This is a genomic window from Glutamicibacter sp. NPDC055354, from assembly GCF_053644955.1.
Genome location: NZ_JBSHMB010000001.1, coordinates 457,306 through 474,847, shown reverse-complemented (window position 1 = coordinate 474,847; position 17,542 = coordinate 457,306). Strand labels below are relative to the sequence as shown.

Here is a 17,542-nt window from a genome sequence, read left to right as displayed (position 1 = left end):
GGACTAGCGCTGGCCGTAGCGCTTTCGCACGACCACAAGGCCGATCAGCGAAATCACGGCGATTGCCATGTAGTACAGGCTCGGTGCATCCAGCGACCCGGTCAGGTCCAGCAACCACGTCAGTACCAGCGGGGCAATTCCGCCCAAAAGGGTCACGCCCACGTTGTAGGCCACCGACAGGCCCGAACCACGGATGGCAGCCGGGAAGAGGTTGGAGAGCAACGCCGGCAGCGGACCGAAGTAGAAGGACATGATCACGCCGAGAACCGCGATCACGATCACCATCACGATCACGCTCGGGTTCGACGTCATCAGCTTGAACAGCGGATAGGCCAGCACGAACGCCGCGACCGCCGCGTAGGTCATCACCCGGGCCGGGCCAATGCGGTCGGCCAGATGGCCCACCAGCGGGACGCCGCACAACGTGATGATGCCCGCCGAGATGCCGCCCAGGAAGGCCGCGTCGGCAGGGATCTTCAGGTTCGTGACGGCGAAGGTCGGCATGTACAGGATCATGTACACCGAAATCGTGGCCACGCCAATGGTAGCCGCCGCGGCCAGCAGGCGGCCGTAGTGCTGGGTGAACAGCGTGCCCAGTGGCGATTTCTCCTTGGCGGCGGAAACGAACTCGTCGGTCTCATCCAGCTTGGCGCGGATATACAGGCCCACCGGCCCGATCAGCAGGCCGACGAAGAACGGCACGCGCCAGCCCCAGCTTTCCAGGGCTTCCTGGCTCAGGCCGGTGGTCAGGAAGTAGCCGAAGGCAGAAGCCAGCAGCATGGATGCACCCTGGCTGGCGACCTGCCACGAAGAGTAGAACGCCTTCTTGTGCGGTGCGGTTTCGATCAGGAATGCAGTGGCCGTGCCGAACTCGCCACCGGCAGAGAAGCCCTGGATCATGCGCGAGAGCAGGATGATCAAGGCACCGGCTACGCCCGCCACCTCGTAGGGCGGCGCCACGGCCATGATCAGCGTACCGAGCATCATCAGGCCCAGCGTAAGGGTCAGTGCGTTCTTGCGTCCCTTGCGGTCGGCGTAGCTGCCCAGCACCATGCCGCCCAGGGGGCGGATCAGGTAGGAAATCGCGAAGGTGGCGAAGGTGAGAATCAGGGCGAACGTGCCGTCCGATTCCGGATAGAACACCTTGGCAATGGTGGTCGCGAAGGTGGCATAGACAATGATGTCGAACCATTCCAGCGCCGCGCCAATGGAACTGGAAATGACCGCCTTGCGGGCTTTGACGATCTGCTCGGGTGTCGCCTTCACCTCTGCGCTCACGAGCTGACCTGCGCAATCAGCGAATCGATGAAGTTCTCGCACGCCACGATCTGCTCCAGCTCGATGTATTCGTCCGGAGCGTGGGCCTGGGCGATATCGCCAGGACCGCACACCACGGTGGGGATGCCGGCCGCGGCGAACAACCCGGCCTCCGTGCCATAGGTGACCTTTTCAGCGGTGGCAATGGCGCCGCAGGCGGCCGCGAAGGACACGATCCCTTCCTCCGCAGCGGTATCCAGTCCTGGAGCGCCCGCCTGCTGGGAGAACTCCACGGAGCAGCTCGGGTTCTGCTCGCGCATCTGGGCTTCCAGCTTGGCCGCTTCTTCGCGCAAGCGCGCGGTCAGCGCCTCGCGGTCCACCACCGCGAGCGAGCGGTACTCGAAGAACACCACCGCCTGCGAGGGAATGGTGTTCACCGCGATGCCGCCGTCGAACTTGTTCACGTTCATGGTGGTGGTCGGTTCGATGAACGCTTCATCGCGCGGGCCATGGTTGCGCAGCTCGGCTGAAACCTCCTCGACGAAATTCGCGAAGCGCAGCGCATAGGAAATGGCGTTGACTCCCTCGGAAGGCAGCGAGGAGTGCGCTGCGACACCGTTGAATTCGGCGCGGAAAACGTTCATCGACTTATGGCCGCGGATCGCCCGCATGCTCGATGGCTCCCCCACGAAGCATCCGCGAGGCGCCAGCTTCTCGTCAACAATTCTCTGCACCAGGGACACCGCGCCGACGCAGCCGACTTCTTCGTCGTAGGACAGCGCCAGGTGGATTGGTTCGGCAAGTTCTGCGCCGGTGAACTGGTCCAGCTTGGCCAGGATCACCCCGAGGAAGCCCTTCATGTCGCAGGTGCCGCGGCCATAGAGCTTGTCTGCGCGCACCTGGGCATCGAATGGATCGCTGCTCCATTTCTGCCCGTCCACTGGCACCACGTCGGTGTGCCCGGAAAGCACAATGCCGCCGGTGCGGGTTCCATCGGCGGCGGGGATGGTGGCCAGCAGGTTGGCCTTGGTGCCCTCTTCGTTGTGGATCAGCTGGGAACTGATGCCATAGGCGTCCAGCTTCTTCACGATATTCCCGATCAGCGCAAGGTTGCTGTCGCGGCTGGTGGTGTCCACGGCGATGAGCTCGTGGATTTCTTTCATACTTGCTTCGCTGGGCGCGGGCATTTCAGCTCCTGGATCTAGGCGATGATGCTATGGATTCATGCTTCCACATTGCTCCCGCACCACCTAGAAGATGTCAAAGAATGGCCTCTGGCTAGTCGGGAATAACGCCGGCACCACGCAGATAGTGCAGGATCGCGTTCTCGAAGGCCTCCTGCTGGTCCACGGGCCTTGCCGCTTGGCCCAGCGCGGCCGACAGGTGGGGGTAGCGGCCTGTTTCCAGCTGCGCTAACAGCGCCGCCGGGTCTTCGGGCCGCTGCTGGCTTTGCTCATTGAGCGCAAATGCTGCGGTCATGGCGTTGAGCATCGCCAGGCAATGCAGCTTGGCCCCTGCCTCCAGCCCGCTGCCTTTCAGGGCCGCTAATCCGCGTTCCAGGTAGGCCAAGGCGTTCGGCCCCATGGACGACTTGCCCATGGCCAGCGAGGGCGCCCAGGGATGCCTGCGCATGATCTGCAGGCCCTGGGTGGCCAGGCCGAGCAGCTGCTGGGCAGCCGAACCGGCCAGCGATTCCAGTTCATATTCCGCGCTGATCTGCTCAACCATGAGGCCGGTGAGCTCCTCATGGGACTCAACGTAACGGTACAGGGAGGCGGCTCCTGCTCCGATCTTTGCGGCTACGGCTCTGATGGATACCGCTCCCATGCCTTCTTCATCGGCCAGCGCGATCGCCGCCTGGGCGATCTTGGCCCGGGAGTGCCGGGGCCTGGGCCCGGTGCGAGGCTGGTTGCCGGTCATCGCTTGTCCTTTCCCGCAGGGCGCGTCGCGCGCCGTGCTCTGGCTGTATAGTTAACCGCAAACACTGTTCGCATTTAACTCTACAGGAGGAACCATGCGCTTGCTGATGATCGCACCGGGAACACGAGGCGATGTCGCGCCGATGGCCGGCCTCGGCCAGAAGCTGGCGCTCCATGGTATCGATGTATCCATTGCGGCAAACCCGGCATACAAGGACCTTGCCGTTTCCGCAGGCTGCCGATTCCGGGAGCTCCCCGGCGACATGAGCGCCTTGGTCAAGTCGGCAGCTCCGGGCGCTAAGGCCAGCCCCAAGGATCTGCGCCGGTACCTCCGGGAGCTCCGGGACTATTTCGAACTGGCAGCTACCGGAACGATGGCCGCAGCCGAGCGAGGTGCCGATATCATCATGACCAATGCGGTAGCACCCTATGCCTACGACGTGGCCGAGGCCGTGGGCATCCCCGCGATCGGCGCGCACCTGCAACCCATTGAACCCAGTGCAGCGTACTCGCCCATGGTTTTGGGTGCATCGCGCAGCTTCGGGCCACTGGGCAACAAGCTGCTCGGCCAGCTCTTCGCCGCTTCCAAGGCGCCCTACGACCTCCCAGCAAAGCGGGTACGCGAATCCCTGGGATTGCCCGCGCGCAGCCGTATTGCCTCCGAACGCCTTCGCCGCCAGCACCGGGGCCCCATTCTCCACGGCTTCAGTTCAGTTATCGTTCCACGGTCCGCTGATTGGCATGAGGGGATCGTCAATTGCGGGTACTGGTGGCCGCCAGCCGATCCGGCATGGACACCGTCGCAGCGGCTGCTCGACTTCATCGACAAGGGGCCGGCTCCAATCTTCATTGGCTTCGGCAGCACGCAGGCGCTGGAACCGGACTTCATCACGGATGTTGCCCGGCGCACCGGAAGACGGACTATCGTGCAAGGGGAACCGGAAATCGACGAACCTGGCATCCTGGGCATCGGCGCGGTACCGCACCACTGGCTGTTTCCGCAGATGGCAGCCGTCGTGCACCATGCCGGGGCCGGCACCACGGCCGCTGGCCTGCGGGCAGGCGTCCCCGCAGTTCCGGTTCCAGTCTTCACCGACCAGCCGTTCTGGGCCCAGCGCATCCACCGGCTCGGCGCGGCTGCCGAGCCCATTGCCTACAAGCACTTGACTGCGCAGCGGCTCGCGTCCTCAATTACCGGAGTCCTGGCCAATGAGGACCTGGCCGATGGCGCCCGGCGAATTGCCCGGCAGCTGGCAGCCGAAACGGACAGCTCGATTCCAGTAATAAGGATCCTCGAACAGCTGGGCGCCAGGCACCGGCCCAGCTAGCCTGGCCGGGACCGGTAGAATTGGAACTCCAGCCCCTCGCAACAGAACAGCTCATGCGCGGTTGCCATGCGCTTGAGCAACGCTGATCGACAGGGCCATCCCATCGCTTCCCATTCCGCCACCGCCCCTGTGACCGTTTCCTGGGACCACGAAGGAACCAGCACCACAGCCATCTGGCTGTCCGTCAATTCCCGCCGGGCACCAGCACACATCGTGGTGGCCGATGACCGCTTGAGCGCGGATGCGGCCATGCGCCACGCGGCCCGCGGCACGGCCATACTGTGGACCGGCGACTTCCACAACGCCAAGCAACTGCTTGCCGCCATGGACCGGCGCATGGCGGCCGCCAACGCGGCCAAGGCCAGCAGCGCGAAGGCCAAGAAAAAGGTCCTGGATGATGCGCAGAAGTTCTACGCCATCCGGCAGGCCCGGGCCCAGCGTTCGCGGATGCTGTCGCTGATCCTGATTCCCTTGGATTTCCACGCCGAGGACGGCCTGGCCGTCCTGGACTTGCCCCGGGCGCCGATCGTCGGTCCGGCGGTGGCATTCGGCTACGAGCAGGCCGCGGACCTGGCTGGACACCTGGCTGTGGCCAGCCTGCAGGAACTAGCTGGCATGCTCAGTGCCCACCAGTGGTTCCTGAAGGGTGTGGACGTTCCGGCACTGGGAGCGAAAATCCACCCGGCCTACGGGACGTTCATGCCCACCCGTCAGGAATATGTGGATCTGGTGGCGGTGGCTCCGCTGGAGGACCTCTCGCTGGCTTTCGACATCGGCACCGGAACCGGAGTGCTCTCGGCAGTGCTGGCCCGCCGCGGAGTCAAGCAGGTCATCGGCACCGACATCCACCAGCGCGCGGTGGACTGCGCCAACGACAACTTCGCGCGCTTGGGTATTTCCGGCGCCGCCCGTGCGCAACTGACCAGCATGTTCCCCGAAGGCCGCGCCCCGCTGGTCGTGTGCAATCCCCCGTGGCTTCCGGGCAGCGCGCCGAGCACCCTGGATGCGGCTATTTACGATCCCGAGAGCAAGATGCTGATGCAGTTCCTGCGCGGATTGCCCGGTCACCTGACCGAGAACGGCGAAGGATGGCTGATCATCTCGGATCTCGCCGAGCTGCTGGGCTTGCGTACCCGCGCGCTGCTGCTGGAGGCCATCGAGGCGGCAGGCCTTGAAGTCATCGACAAGATCGACACCGCGCCAAGGCACCACCGCGCACAGGATGCCCAGGACGTGCTGCATTCGGCCCGTTCGAAGGAAGTCACTTCATTGTGGAGGCTCAAGGCCAAGTAGCCCCGAGTGCGTTCCATGCAGAAACGGCAAAGGTGCCCGCGGAATTCGCGGGCACCTTTGCCGTTTAAGCTCCTGCGTGCCTGTTGCTATTTGTCCAGGCCGTCGCGTACGTCCTTGGCCGCATCCTTGACTGACTCGCCGGCCTGCTTGGCTTTCGCAGCGGCTTGGTCCTTAACGCCTTCAGCCTGCAGGCGTTCATTGCCGGTCGCATCGCCTACGGATTTCTTGGCCTTGCCCGAAACTTCTTGCGCCTTATTCTGGATCTTATCGCCTAGGCCCATTGGAAAATCTCCTTCTGCAGTTGATTCGACAGCGTACCTTCTCCAGCCTAATGGGCCGCGCAGATGATTCACCTGTCCCGGGCCTCTGCATTAGCTGGCAGATTTTCCCGGTTCCTCCCCGGCTGCGCAATTGCGTGTATCCTTACACGTTCTTCCGGCGATCACACCGCATCCAGCAGTGCGCGAAGCTGTTCCTTGTACTCTTCGAAGGCGGTTCGCCCAGCGCGGGTCAAGGCAATGTAGGTCACTGGGCTGCGCCCCTCCAGGATCTTGTCCACCTTCACGTAGTCACCGTCTTCCAGCTTGCGCAAATGCGTTGCCAGATTACCCGAGGTCATCGACAGCAGGCCCTGCAGCTTGGGAAACGAGATGCTGTCTCCGGCCCGCAAGGTGTCCAGGACCGTGACGGTCCTCAGCCGTGCCTGGGCGTGGATCAGCGGGTCAAGCTCCTGCATGCCCACCCCGGATCAACGCTCCTGAGACCAGTTCCGGCTTGCTGCCGTGCAGCAGGCCCAGCACGATGAATCCCAGCCCGCCAACGGCACCGGCCAAGAGGTTCAGCGGTGCCGGCACGGCCAGTGAGAGCAGGGCAATAGCCAAGATCCAGGACCCGAAGACCAGCTGGGCCCGGTCGTTGAAGAGCACCGAGCCGGCAACCACGAGCACGCCGATCACCAGGCACAGGCCGGTGAGGGCAAAAGTCGCCATGCCCATTGAGCTCAGCCCCTCGACATGCAGCCGCCAACCGAGCAAGGCGGTGATGATCATGCCCAGGCTGAAGGTGTTGCCGTAGATCGCTCCTTGCGCCATCGACGGACCTTTGGTCCCCGAACCGCGCTTGGCCGAATGCACGGCGGAAATCACGATCGCAATGAGGAATGAGGCAACTGCGGTGCCGATGCCAACCGCCGGCGGCAGCAGCGGCGAGCCCTGCGGCGCGAGTGCCAAGTAGAGCCCGAGGAAGGCAATGATCCAGGCACCGCCCCAGATGGAGAACAGCAGTTGCTGGTTCGGGCTCATGCCCTCGCGGGCTTGCTGTGCATCCGATTCGATTCCACGCAGAATGCGAGCCGGGTCGATGTCATTGCTGTTCGTGTTGTCCATGGCGCACTGCCTCCTTCGGCGATCACCGCCTCCGAGCCGCAAAGCAGTACGTGATGAAAACCACTTTGCATTACAAAGTTCAAGATAGCGCTAACGACGGCTTACCGCAAGAGGCGCATTCTGGCAGCTGCGCCTAATCGCACCCCGCCGTTTTCGACCCACGGCAGAAGCAGCAGGCCAGAGGCCTTTCAAGAGCAATTGCACGTCGCATGGAAGCGAAGTGGATTTTTCCTGCAGCGCTCGGTTTGCGCTTGGCGCTATTTGCGCCCGAGCACGGCCACCAGGAAATCGGCGGCAGGCAAATGGAAGTTCCAGGTCGAATAGCGTTGCTGCAGTGCCAGCCCCGCCTCCAAAGCGTCGGCCTCGAAGTCATCGAACCCGTAGCCGCGTCCCGAGCCGAAGCCGATGATCATGCGCCCGTCTGCCGCCAGATGCCCGCGCAGTTGCTGCAGCGCCGGGCGGCGTTCGGACTCGGAGAGGAAGGTGACGACATTGCCGGCAGAAACTATCAGGTCGAATTCCTGGTTCTCCCCCGCTGCGTCAGCGATGGTGAAGTCAGCCAGATTGCCGACCTGCCATTGGGCTTTGGGGTAATCTGCCCGGGCAACATCGATTAGATGCGGGTCGAGGTCCACGCCAACCACTTGGTGCCCTTGCTCGGAAAGCCAGCCGCCGATCCGCCCGGTCCCGCATCCGGCATCAAGAATTCTGCTGCCCCGGGCAACCATCGCGTCAACGGCGCGAGCTTCCCCGAAAATATCCTGGCCTTCGGCGGCAAGCGTGCGCCAGCGCTGGGCAAAATTCTGCGAGTGGTCCGGGTTCTTGCGAACGGTGGCGAGCCAAAGGTTTTCTTCTGGTGCAGTCATGCATCCAGTTTCGCACTTTCGCTGGCATTCGGCGATTGGCTGGCGCCGGCGGGGAATACGAAGAAGACCGCTTCAATCACTCTTTCCAGAGTGATTGAAGCGGTCTTCTTTTTGGTGGGCCCTACCGGGATCGAACCGATGACATTCACGGTGTAAACGTGACGCTCTACCAGCTGAGCTAAAGGCCCTCCTGCAGTGTGTGAAATCGGGAAGTTTCTTTCCTTCAGTCCTTCGCTGCAACAAGTAATAATCTAATGCATCCCGAACTGACTTGGCAAATTGAAATGGAGGTTTTCATAAAAGAGTGCCGAGCGTCACCACATCGCCTGATCTTGGAACCTACTCTCCAGTGGCGTTGCCGGCAAGTTCGAGGCTGTTCGCATGCACGGGTAATCCGCAATCGCCAGCATCGCCCCCACACCTGCTTATTCCACGCTGCACCACTGGGACCAGCACCATCGAGGCGCGAGCTCAGTCCAGCGCGGAAGAACACGAGGCGCCTGGATCTGCGGACTTGCCCCGCAGGTGGAAGCGAAGCAGCTCGATGAGCGATAGCACGTACCAGGAAACGGTGATCGAAGACGACGCCGCCACCCTCCACGGGGCATTGGAAAACAGCGATGCCAGATCGCTGTACCGGGTTCGCAGATTCGAAGCACCCTCCGGTCCCGCGCAAGGGCCACCGGCTCAGCCACGCTGGCTTCGGACGACAATGCCAGGAGTCCAGCGTCATCGAGGATCAAATATTCCATGAAGCCGGCACTATGGGCACCGCAGGACATGCCCGAGTGGAAAAATCGCCTCAAGGAGACAAAAAATCCCCGATCCGAATGGATCGAGGATTCTTATTTGGTGGGCCCTACCGGGATCGAACCGATGACATTCACGGTGTAAACGTGACGCTCTACCAGCTGAGCTAAAGGCCCTTACCATGTTCGCTTTTGCAAGCCAACGAGGAATAACTCTACACAGGTTTCTGCGTCCGGGCAAATCGGTGAGCCGACTTTTTTCGTGAACTGGAGCACAGCCCATATCGGCACGCTAAACGGCGCGTTCCACTGCCGCCTTGTAATCATCAATGCTTCTTGGCTGCGTCATCTCGCTGCGGAAAATATCGCGCACTTCACCGTCAACCAGGTACAGCGTCAATCTGGCAGCGACCCCACGCTCAGGGTCAAAGGCGTCGGCCTGTTGCGCCACCGCCCCATGAGGCCAAAAATCGGCCAGCAGCTCGAAGTCCAAGCCAAGCGACTGCGCATAGTTGCGCAGGGTGAATTTATGGTCCACCGAAATGGCCACGATGCGCACCTGGTGCTGCGTGAAGAATTCGTAGTGCTCTTGGAGTGTTGCCAGTTCCGACCCGCATACCCGCGAAAATGCCCAGGGATAAAAGACAACCAGCACCCGGCCGCTAGACAGCCCGGTACTGGTTATCGTTTCGCCGTACTGATTTTCCAGCGAGAAGTCGAACAGGCGTGAACCTGTTTGAATCATTAGTTCTTCTTACGCGGGGCGAGGCGGATTGCGGACCAATCCTCCGAAACGCCTTCACTAGTAGTTACATGCAGGCCAGCGGTTGGCGCCTCCTGCTGGATAAGTGCTGGGGATACATGTCCCTCGCGGCCCTGCTTAGGAGTAAGCAGCCAAACGATGCCACTCTCGTCCAAGCAGTTCAGCGCGTCCATCAATGCGTCAACTAGATCTCCATCGCCGTCGCGCCACCAGAAAATGACTGCGTCGACAACGTCATGGTCCTCTTCGGTGAGCAGCTCTGAACCAATCAGGTCCTCGATCGATTCGCGCAGATCGTAGTCCACGTCATCGTCGTAACCCAGTTCCTGAATAAGGTCTTCATTAGCGAAGCCCAATTTTTTGGCGGGCTCCAAGTTTGCCGATACGGCGTCGCTCACTTCATTCCTCCTGCTGGTGCAAAGCGTTACTACCAACGAAACACGGTTTTGCCGCTCCGTTCAAGCGCTACAGCGATAACACGCCGAACAAATATAACCCACATTCCAGTGACCCGCATCATATTGACATGGCCATGAGGAAGTTAGCTCCCGTACCTGGTTGCGCAAGTCACTTCAAATATCTGATTTAAAACGGTTTCTGCTGGAAAACGCGACACAAAACTGGATCGTTTAACACTAGAGTTGCATATGAACCGGCAGTGCACATCATTCCAGTGCTACTGCACCCGTTGTCCCAATACCGACGCACCGCAGCGCAAAACTGCACAGCGCCGGAGCCGCAATTCAATCAAGGAGCTTCCGTGGCTGTAGAGGAACACATCTCCCAGATCCGTAGCGGGTTGACTTACCAGCTGTCCGATCGGGATCCTGAGGAAACTCAGGAATGGATGGACTCGTTTGACTCCCTCGTAGAGACCCAGGGCACCGAGCGTGCCCAGTTCATTATCCGCTCGCTGCTGCAGCGTGCAGGTGCCAAGTCCGTGGGCGTGCCTCACGTGACCACCACCGACTACGTGAACACCATTCCTGTGGACCAGGAACCAGAATTCCCGGGCGATGAGGCCATCGAGCGCCGCTACCGCGCCTTCATGCGCTGGAATGCCGCCATCATGGTGCACCGCGCCCAGAACCCTCATATCGGCGTTGGCGGGCACATCTCCACCTACGCCGGTGCAGCGACCCTGTATGAAGTAGGTTTCAACCACTTCTTCCGCGGCAAGAACCACCCAGGCGGCGGCGACCAGGTCTTCTTCCAGGGCCACGCCTCGCCAGGCATGTACGCCCGCGCGTTCCTCGAAGGCCGCCTGTCCGAAGAGGACATGGACGGCTTCCGCCAGGAAAAGTCAAAGGAAGGCCACGCGCTTCCTTCCTACCCTCACCCGCGTTCCCTGCCTGACTTCTGGGAATTCCCAACCGTCTCGATGGGCATCGGCCCAGCTAACGCCATCTACCAGGCGCAGCTGAACCGCTACCTGCAGAACCGCGGCATCAAGGACACCTCGGACCAGCAGGTCTGGGCCTTCCTGGGCGACGGCGAAATGGACGAGCCGGAGTCGCGCGGCTTCCTGCAGCTGGCCGCCAACGAAAAGCTGGACAACCTGAACTTCGTCATCAACTGCAACCTGCAGCGCCTTGACGGCCCGGTTCGCGGCAATGGCAAGATCATGCAGGAACTGGAAGCCTTCTTCCGCGGTGCCGGCTGGAATGTCATCAAGGTTGCTTGGGGCCGCGAGTGGGATGCTCTGCTCGAAGCAGACAAGACCAACGCGCTGGTTGACATCATGAACCAGACCCCGGATGGCGACTACCAGACCTACAAGGCTGAGTCCGGCGCATTCGTTCGCGAGCACTTCTTCGGCCAGCGTCCGGAAACCAAGGAATTGGTTGCCGACATGAGCGACGACGAGATCTGGAACCTGAAGCGTGGCGGCCACGATTACCACAAGGTCTACGCCGCCTACAAGGCTGCTGCGGAGTTCAAGGGCAAGCCGACCGTTATCTTGGCCAAGACCGTCAAGGGCTACGGCCTGGGTTCGCACTTCGAGGCTCGCAACGCGACCCACCAGATGAAGAAGCTGACCATGGAGGACTTGAAGAAGTTCCGTGATCACCTGCGCATCCCTATCACCGACGAGCAGCTCGAAGCGGACCTCTACACTCCTCCGTACTACCGCCCAACCGAGGATTCGGCTGAGTACAAGTACATGATGGAGCGCCGCGAGGCCCTGGGCGGTTCGGTGCCTACCCGCCGCCAGGAAGCTTCGAAGAAGCTGGCCCTGCCAGGCGAGAAGACCTACGCGATCGCCAAGCGCGGTTCGGGCAAGCAGCAGGCGGCCACCACCATGGCCTTCGTGCGCCTGCTCAAGGACCTGATGCGCGACAAGGAATTCGGCCACCGCATCGTGCCGATCGTGCCAGATGAGTCCCGTACCTTCGGCATGGACTCGTTCTTCCCGACCGCGAAGATCTACAACCCGGGCGGCCAGAACTACCTGTCCGTGGACCGCGACCTGGTCCTGGCCTACAAGGAATCCCCTCAGGGCCAGCTGATCCACCCGGGCATCAACGAGGCCGGCGCTGTCGCAGCCTTCACCGCTGCCGGCACCAGCTACTCGACCCACGATGAACCGCTGATCCCGATCTACGTGTTCTACTCGATGTTCGGCTTCCAGCGCACCGGCGACCAGTTCTGGGCAGCCGGGGACCAGATGACCCGTGGCTTCATCATCGGCGCTACCGCCGGCCGCACCACCCTGACCGGTGAAGGCCTGCAGCACGCAGATGGCCACTCGCCAATTCTGGCCTCGACCAACCCTGCTGTGATCACCTACGATCCGGCCTACGGCTACGAAATCGGCCACATCATGCGCTCCGGCCTGGAACGCATGTACGGCGGAACCCACGCCGATCCGAACGTGATGTACTACCTGACCGTGTACAACGAGCCGATCAGCCAGCCAGCTGAGCCGGAGAACGTTGACATCGAAGGCATCATCAAGGGCATCCACCTGCTCAAGGAAGCTACCACCGACGGCCCGCGCGCACAGCTGCTGGCCTCGGGCGTGGCCGTGCCATGGGCGCTGGAAGCCCAGGCCATCCTGGCCGAGGAGTGGGGCGTTTCGGCTGATGTCTGGTCGGTCACCTCGTGGAACGAACTGGCCCGCGACGGCCAGCGCGCCGACGCCGACGTGCTCGTGGATCCATCGAAGCCGCGCCGCACCCCGTACGTGACCTCGAAGCTGGAGTCCACCCCGGGCCCAGTCATCGCGACCACCGACTACATGCGCGCCGTGCCCGAGCAGCTGCGCCCGTACGTGCCAGGTGAATTCCACACCCTGGGCGCGGACGGCTTCGGCTTCTCGGACACCCGTGCCGCGGCCCGCCGCTTCTTCAAGATCGATGCGCACTCGCTGGTCGTGCAGACCTTGCAGTCGCTGGTTGAGCGCGGCGAAATCCCTGCGGACACCGCAGTGAAGGCGCACGCCAAGTACGACCTGAATAACGCTAACGCCGGCCAGTCCGGCAACGCTGGCGGCGACGCCTAGGCCCCAGGTTCCAGGTGCCCGGAGCTTGCTCCGGCGCCGCATTGAGCAGCTGCCCGATGACGAGGTTTTCCTCGTTGCCGGGCAGCTGGCTCATTTAATCTCACCTTTACCTGCTGTGCCGGGCGCGGGGGAAGAAAAGAAACTAAGCTGGAACCCATGAGTCCTGAAATGGATGCCGCCGCAGCTCCGAAGAACCGTCCCAGCCGATCCCAGGCACCCAGCAGTGAAACGCTCAAGCGACTCAAAAGCCATATTGGCGTCCTGTCCACCACCGCGCTGAAGTACCTCGACCAGCAACTGCCCTGGTACCGATCGCTGGCGCCCAATGAGCGCGCCGCCTTGGGACTGATCGCCCAGAAGGGCATCTCCACCTTCGTTACCTGGTACGAGGATCCCTCCTCCACCCCGTCCTGGGTGGTGACCGACGTCTTCGGCGCCGCTCCCACGGAGCTGACCCGATCCATCTCCCTGCAGAAGGCCTTGGGCCTGTTGCGCACCATCGTGGAAGTGGTCGAATCCCAGGTGCCCGACATCGCCGCCGAGCATGAGCAGGCAGCCCTGCGCGAAGCGGTGCTGCGCTATTCGCGCGAGGTCGCTTTCGCCGCCGCCGATGTCTATGCCCGCGCCGCCGAAACCCGCGGCGCCTGGGACTCGCGCTTGGAGGCCCACGTGGTCGACGCGGTGCTGCACGGCGAGGCCCACGACTCGCTCTCCTCGCGCATTGCGGCCATTGGCTGGAAGTCGCAGAAGAATATCCGCATCCTGGTGGGCACCACCCCTTCGTCCAACCCGGCCACCTTCGTCTCGGCCCTGCGCCGTATTGCCATCCGCTACTCGCGCGATTCGCTGGTGGGCGTGCTCGGCGACCGCTCGGTGCTGATGCTTTCGGACACCAAATTCGAAGAAGCGGATCTGAGCCGGCTGACCCGGTTCTTCGGGCCCGGCCCGCTGGTCTACTCCCCCATGGCTCCGACGGTGAAGGAAATGCACCACGCCGCGGTGGCAGCCGTGGCGGGATTCAGCGCCGCCAAGGCCTGGCCGCAAGCACCGAATCCGGTCGGTGCCGATGACCTGTGGCCAGAACGCGCCTGCAACGGCGATGAATTGGCCCGCACGGCGCTGGTGGACCAGGTCTACATTCCGCTGCAGCAGGCCTCCAATGGCCTGGCTGAAACGCTCTCCAGCTACTTGGCGCTCGGCCACTCGCTCGAAGGCACCGCCCGGGAACTGTTTGTCCATGCAAACACGGTGCGCTACCGGCTCAAGCGGGTCAGCGAAGTCACCGGTTGGGATCCACTGGTTCCCCGGGATGCCTTCGTCCTGCAAACCGCGCTGCTTTTCGGACGGCTCCACGAATCGAACTTGTAGGCTTCAACCAAAGAGCGTCGAGCTCCCGACACCGATAATTCCGAGTTGATCGCGCATTACAGCGGAATTCAGCTTCTGGATACGCTAGGCTTTTGTAGAGATCCTACAAACAGTCACCACGAGCTTGGTACTCAAATGAAGCGCCAAAAGCTCCCAACATTTGGAAAGCTGTAAGAGTGTTAGCAATCGTTTGCCCCGGACAGGGCTCCCAGACCCCAGGTTTCCTCACCGAATGGCTCGACGTCGATGGCGTGGCCGAGCATTTGCAGGCGCTCAGCTCGATCACCGAGCGCGACCTCACCGCCCACGGCACCACCTCCGATGAAGAGACCATCAAGGACACCGCCGTCGCCCAGCCGCTGATCGTCGCTGCCGGCCTGGTCACCGCCCGTGCGCTCTTTGGCAGCTCGCTGCCGGCAGGCGCCGTTGTGGCCGGCCACTCGGTTGGCGAGATCACCGCGTCGGCCCTGGCCGGCGCGCTGGACGAAGCTGACGCCATGAATTTCGTGAAGGTCCGCGCCAACGCCATGGCCGAAGCCGCTGCGGCGGCTCCGACCGGCATGGCAGCAGTGCTCGGCGGCGACCCGGATGAGGTCCTGGTCAAGCTCGACGAACTGGGCCTGACCCCGGCCAACGCCAATGGCGGCGGCCAGATTGTGGCCGCAGGAACCATGGAGCAGCTCGCGGCCCTGGGCGAGAACCCGCCGGCCAAGGCTCGCGTGATCCCCCTGAAGGTTGCCGGCGCATTCCATACCGCGCACATGCAGCCCGCAGTTGGCATCCTGGAGGAACTGGCCGGAACCATCACCCCGAAGGAACCAGCGGAAACCCTGCTCTCGAACTTCGACGGCAAGGCCGTAGCCGATGGCCAGGCGAACCTCGATTCGCTGGTCGCCCAGGTATCGCGTCCGGTCCGCTGGGACCTGTGCATGCAGACGCTGGCCGAAGCTGGCGTGACCGGTGTGCTGGAACTGGCACCGGCCGGAACCCTGGTGGGATTGGCCCGCCGCGGGCTCAAGGGCGTGAAGACCCTGGCGGTGAAGAGTCCAGCGGATCTGGAAGCTGCCAAGACGTTCATCGCCGAGCACACCGCCAACTAGGCTTTTGCGCCGTTCACAGATTGTGCACGCCGGGAACGTCATGTTGCGTCCGCCGAGCGCGTCTCTGGCCTAAGCTTTAAACCGACGAAACGTGCCGCGCATTCTTGATGCGCCACCAAAGTTTCATTAAGCCGGCTGGAACCGGTTCCTGGAAACAGGATCTGCACCCAGCCACAAAAATGACCGGAGTCCTCCGGCTAAGAAGAAAAGGAGCCATCCATGGCTAGCAACGAAGAAATCCTGGCGGGCCTCGCCGAAATCGTCAACTCCGAGACCGGCCTGGACGAAGCAGACGTGCAGATGGACAAGTCCTTCACCGAGGACCTGGACATCGACTCGATCTCGATGATGACCATCGTCGTTGAGGCTGAGGAAAAGTTCGAGGTCAAGATCCCTGACGAAGAGGTCAAGAACCTGAAGACCGTCGGCGACGCCGTCAACTTCATCGCTGCGGCACAGGCCTAAGCTTCCCGGCGTTTTTCGCCACACCGTTGTGCGGGCAAGCCGCGCACACCGGCCGGTACGTCAAGCCGGCCCCCTGAATTTCCAAGCACAGTTCTTATTCGCACAGTAGAGAGTTTGATGATGGCGCGCAAAGTAGTGATCACCGGTCTCGGAGCCACCACCCCAATCGGCGGGGATGTCCCCACCCTATGGGAAAACGCCCTCAAGGGCGTCTCCGGCGCCGTAACCCTGGAAGATGACTGGGTTAAGGAATACGACCTGCCGGTCACCTTCGCCGCCCGCGCTGCTGTGCAGCCGACCGAGGTACTCTCCCGCCCGGAGACCAAGCGCATGGACCCATCGACCCAGTTCGCTGTGGTTGCGGCCCGTGAAGCCTGGGCCGACTCAGGCCTGGTCAAGGAAGAGATGGACCAGAACAAGCTGGCCGTTGCCTTCGCTACCGGCATCGGCGGCGTCTGGACCCTGCTCAACGCCTGGGACACCCTGCGCGAAAAGGGCCCACGCCGCGTCCTGCCCATGACCGTGCCAATGCTGATGCCTAACGGCCCAGCAGCTGCCGTGTCGCTGGACCTGGGTGCCGCCGGTGGCGCGCATACCCCGGTTTCGGCTTGCGCTTCGGGTACCGAAGCGATGCACGTTGGCCTGGAGCTGATCCGTTCGGGCAAGGCCGATGTGGTCATGGTCGGTGGCGCAGAAGCCGCGATCCACCCCATGCCGATGGCCGCCTTCGCGTCCATGCATGCACTCTCACGCCGCAACGATGATCCGGCCAAGGCTTCGCGCCCCTACGACACCGACCGTGATGGCTTTGTCATGGGCGAGGGCGCTGGCGCGCTGGTACTGGAAGCCGAAGAGCATGCAATCGCCCGCGGCGCACGCATCTACGCCGAGCTGGCAGGCTCCTCGGTCACCTCCGATGCGCACCACATCACCGCACCGGATCCAGAAGGCATGGGTGCAACCCGTGCGCTGAAGGCTGCCATGTTCGATGGCCGCATCCAGCCAGAGGACGTAGTCCATGTGAACGCCCACGCAACCTCCACCCCAGTTGGCGACAAGCCGGAATACGCTGCGCTGAAGAACGCCCTGGGCGATCACCTCGAGAACGTGTGGGTATCCGCGACCAAGTCGCAGATGGGCCACCTGCTAGGCGCCTCCGGTGCCGTGGAGTCCGTGCTGTGCGCACTGGCCATCTACAACCGCAAGGCCCCGGTGACCATTAACCTGGACAACCAGGATCCAGAGATCCCGTTGAAGGTCGTCACCGGCCAGCCTGCGCAGCTGCCTGCAGAGGGCTCCATCGTTGCGCTGAATAACTCCTTCGGCTTCGGCGGCCATAACGCCGTGGTCGCCATCCGCAGCGTCTAGCCGTTCCGGCAGCTGCAGGCGAGCGCGCCATTGGGCTGGTTGAAGATTACTCTTCAACCAGCCCAGTGGTCTTTAACCCCGAAAGAATTGGCTCAGAGCCATTGCTTCGGTCCTGACATGTTCGTTAAGCTCAAGTACCGCCTCATGTCGGAGGCAACTGACGGTACTTGCCACGA

The 17,542-nt window shown here is 62.5% G+C and carries 17 protein-coding genes and 2 tRNA genes; 7 read left to right on the top strand and 12 right to left on the bottom strand.

Annotated features, from left to right (window positions below):
- Positions 1 to 3: 3 nt before the first annotated feature.
- From ACWICV_RS02115 to ACWICV_RS02105, 3 genes are all read right to left on the bottom strand, one after another.
- Positions 4 to 1,278, bottom strand: coding sequence for an MFS transporter (locus tag ACWICV_RS02115; RefSeq protein WP_105657759.1), 1,275 nt, complete (start codon positions 1,276 to 1,278; stop codon positions 4 to 6).
- Positions 1,275 to 2,420, bottom strand: coding sequence for an acetylornithine deacetylase (gene argE / locus ACWICV_RS02110; RefSeq protein ID WP_400288940.1), 1,146 nt, complete (start codon positions 2,418 to 2,420; stop codon positions 1,275 to 1,277). Before argE ends, ACWICV_RS02115 begins: the two co-directional genes overlap by 4 nt.
- Positions 2,421 to 2,535: 115 nt before the next feature.
- Positions 2,536 to 3,177 (bottom strand): TetR/AcrR family transcriptional regulator, encoded by a 642-nt coding sequence (locus tag ACWICV_RS02105; RefSeq protein ID WP_400288939.1) that lies wholly within the window; start codon positions 3,175 to 3,177, stop codon positions 2,536 to 2,538.
- Between the two features lie 94 nt (positions 3,178 to 3,271).
- On the opposite strand from ACWICV_RS02105, the gene ACWICV_RS02100 reads away from it, so the two are divergent.
- Positions 3,272 to 4,504 carry a glycosyltransferase gene (locus ACWICV_RS02100; protein WP_400288938.1) on the top strand — a complete coding sequence of 411 codons (1,233 nt, stop codon included), beginning with the start codon at positions 3,272 to 3,274 and terminating at the stop codon, positions 4,502 to 4,504.
- A gap of 66 nt (positions 4,505 to 4,570) precedes the next feature.
- On the top strand, positions 4,571 to 5,797 hold the full coding sequence (locus ACWICV_RS02095; RefSeq protein ID WP_400288937.1) for a methyltransferase: 1,227 nt from the start codon (positions 4,571 to 4,573) through the stop codon (positions 5,795 to 5,797).
- A gap of 86 nt (positions 5,798 to 5,883) precedes the next feature.
- Here the strand turns inward: ACWICV_RS02095 and ACWICV_RS02090 are convergent, their stop codons facing one another.
- The 8 genes from ACWICV_RS02090 to ACWICV_RS02055 form a co-directional block, all read right to left on the bottom strand.
- Entirely contained in the window at positions 5,884 to 6,078 is a 195-nt protein-coding gene (locus ACWICV_RS02090; protein ID WP_105657755.1) for a CsbD family protein, read from the bottom strand.
- 161 nt (positions 6,079 to 6,239) lie between these two features.
- Positions 6,240 to 6,533, bottom strand: a complete 294-nt coding sequence (locus tag ACWICV_RS02085; protein WP_105657754.1) for a transcriptional regulator — start codon at positions 6,531 to 6,533, stop codon at positions 6,240 to 6,242.
- Complete coding sequence (locus tag ACWICV_RS02080; RefSeq protein WP_400288936.1) at positions 6,520 to 7,182, bottom strand: hypothetical protein; 663 nt, start codon at positions 7,180 to 7,182, stop codon at positions 6,520 to 6,522. The genes ACWICV_RS02085 and ACWICV_RS02080 overlap by 14 nt, the downstream gene beginning before the upstream one ends.
- A 257-nt stretch (positions 7,183 to 7,439) precedes the next feature.
- A complete protein-coding gene (locus ACWICV_RS02075; protein ID WP_105657752.1) occupies positions 7,440 to 8,048 on the bottom strand; it encodes a class I SAM-dependent methyltransferase in 609 nt (202 codons plus the stop codon).
- A gap of 112 nt (positions 8,049 to 8,160) precedes the next feature.
- Positions 8,161 to 8,236: transfer RNA gene (locus ACWICV_RS02070), tRNA-Val, on the bottom strand.
- 662 nt (positions 8,237 to 8,898) lie between these two features.
- A tRNA-Val gene (locus ACWICV_RS02065) sits at positions 8,899 to 8,974 on the bottom strand.
- Between the two features lie 115 nt (positions 8,975 to 9,089).
- Complete coding sequence (locus tag ACWICV_RS02060) at positions 9,090 to 9,542, bottom strand: redoxin domain-containing protein (RefSeq protein ID WP_332498654.1); 453 nt, start codon at positions 9,540 to 9,542, stop codon at positions 9,090 to 9,092.
- The gene (locus tag ACWICV_RS02055; RefSeq protein WP_105657750.1) at positions 9,542 to 9,958 is read right to left on the bottom strand and encodes a DUF3052 domain-containing protein; all 417 of its coding nucleotides are present in this window, start codon (positions 9,956 to 9,958) and stop codon (positions 9,542 to 9,544) included. Before ACWICV_RS02055 ends, ACWICV_RS02060 begins: the two co-directional genes overlap by 1 nt.
- A gap of 362 nt (positions 9,959 to 10,320) precedes the next feature.
- Here ACWICV_RS02055 and aceE point away from each other — a divergent pair, with 362 nt between their 5' ends.
- Complete coding sequence (gene aceE / locus ACWICV_RS02050; protein ID WP_105657749.1) at positions 10,321 to 13,065, top strand: pyruvate dehydrogenase (acetyl-transferring), homodimeric type; 2,745 nt, start codon at positions 10,321 to 10,323, stop codon at positions 13,063 to 13,065.
- On the opposite strand, the gene ACWICV_RS02045 is transcribed toward aceE, so the two are convergent.
- Complete coding sequence (locus tag ACWICV_RS02045) at positions 13,025 to 13,159, bottom strand: hypothetical protein (protein ID WP_454090817.1); 135 nt, start codon at positions 13,157 to 13,159, stop codon at positions 13,025 to 13,027. The two genes, aceE and ACWICV_RS02045, sit on opposite strands and share 41 nt — an antisense overlap.
- A 62-nt stretch (positions 13,160 to 13,221) precedes the next feature.
- Between ACWICV_RS02045 and ACWICV_RS02040 the strand changes: the two genes are divergently transcribed.
- From ACWICV_RS02040 to fabF, 4 genes are all read left to right on the top strand, one after another.
- On the top strand, positions 13,222 to 14,433 hold the full coding sequence (locus ACWICV_RS02040; RefSeq protein ID WP_105657748.1) for a PucR family transcriptional regulator: 1,212 nt from the start codon (positions 13,222 to 13,224) through the stop codon (positions 14,431 to 14,433).
- A gap of 176 nt (positions 14,434 to 14,609) precedes the next feature.
- A complete protein-coding gene (locus tag ACWICV_RS02035; protein ID WP_400288932.1) occupies positions 14,610 to 15,533 on the top strand; it encodes an ACP S-malonyltransferase in 924 nt (307 codons plus the stop codon).
- A 219-nt stretch (positions 15,534 to 15,752) separates the two neighbouring features.
- On the top strand, positions 15,753 to 15,998 hold the full coding sequence (locus ACWICV_RS02030; RefSeq protein ID WP_105657746.1) for an acyl carrier protein: 246 nt from the start codon (positions 15,753 to 15,755) through the stop codon (positions 15,996 to 15,998).
- Positions 15,999 to 16,118: 120 nt separating this feature from the next.
- Positions 16,119 to 17,366 (top strand): beta-ketoacyl-ACP synthase II, encoded by a 1,248-nt coding sequence (fabF, locus tag ACWICV_RS02025; protein WP_400288931.1) that lies wholly within the window; start codon positions 16,119 to 16,121, stop codon positions 17,364 to 17,366.
- The last annotated feature ends 176 nt before the right edge of the window (positions 17,367 to 17,542 follow it).

Coding starts and splice junctions, on each gene's coding strand:
- argE (WP_400288940.1), bottom strand. CDS start 2,420: ATGAAAGAAATCCACGAGCTCATCGCCGTGGACACCACCAGCCGCGAC.
- ACWICV_RS02105 (WP_400288939.1), bottom strand. CDS start 3,177: ATGACCGGCAACCAGCCTCGCACCGGGCCCAGGCCCCGGCACTCCCGG.
- ACWICV_RS02100 (WP_400288938.1), top strand. CDS start 3,272: ATGCGCTTGCTGATGATCGCACCGGGAACACGAGGCGATGTCGCGCCG.
- ACWICV_RS02095 (WP_400288937.1), top strand. CDS start 4,571: ATGCGCTTGAGCAACGCTGATCGACAGGGCCATCCCATCGCTTCCCAT.
- ACWICV_RS02090 (WP_105657755.1), bottom strand. CDS start 6,078: ATGGGCCTAGGCGATAAGATCCAGAATAAGGCGCAAGAAGTTTCGGGC.
- ACWICV_RS02085 (WP_105657754.1), bottom strand. CDS start 6,533: ATGCAGGAGCTTGACCCGCTGATCCACGCCCAGGCACGGCTGAGGACC.
- ACWICV_RS02080 (WP_400288936.1), bottom strand. CDS start 7,182: ATGGACAACACGAACAGCAATGACATCGACCCGGCTCGCATTCTGCGT.
- ACWICV_RS02075 (WP_105657752.1), bottom strand. CDS start 8,048: ATGACTGCACCAGAAGAAAACCTTTGGCTCGCCACCGTTCGCAAGAAC.
- ACWICV_RS02060 (WP_332498654.1), bottom strand. CDS start 9,542: ATGATTCAAACAGGTTCACGCCTGTTCGACTTCTCGCTGGAAAATCAG.
- ACWICV_RS02045 (WP_454090817.1), bottom strand. CDS start 13,159: ATGAGCCAGCTGCCCGGCAACGAGGAAAACCTCGTCATCGGGCAGCTG.
- ACWICV_RS02040 (WP_105657748.1), top strand. CDS start 13,222: ATGAGTCCTGAAATGGATGCCGCCGCAGCTCCGAAGAACCGTCCCAGC.
- ACWICV_RS02030 (WP_105657746.1), top strand. CDS start 15,753: ATGGCTAGCAACGAAGAAATCCTGGCGGGCCTCGCCGAAATCGTCAAC.
- fabF (WP_400288931.1), top strand. CDS start 16,119: ATGGCGCGCAAAGTAGTGATCACCGGTCTCGGAGCCACCACCCCAATC.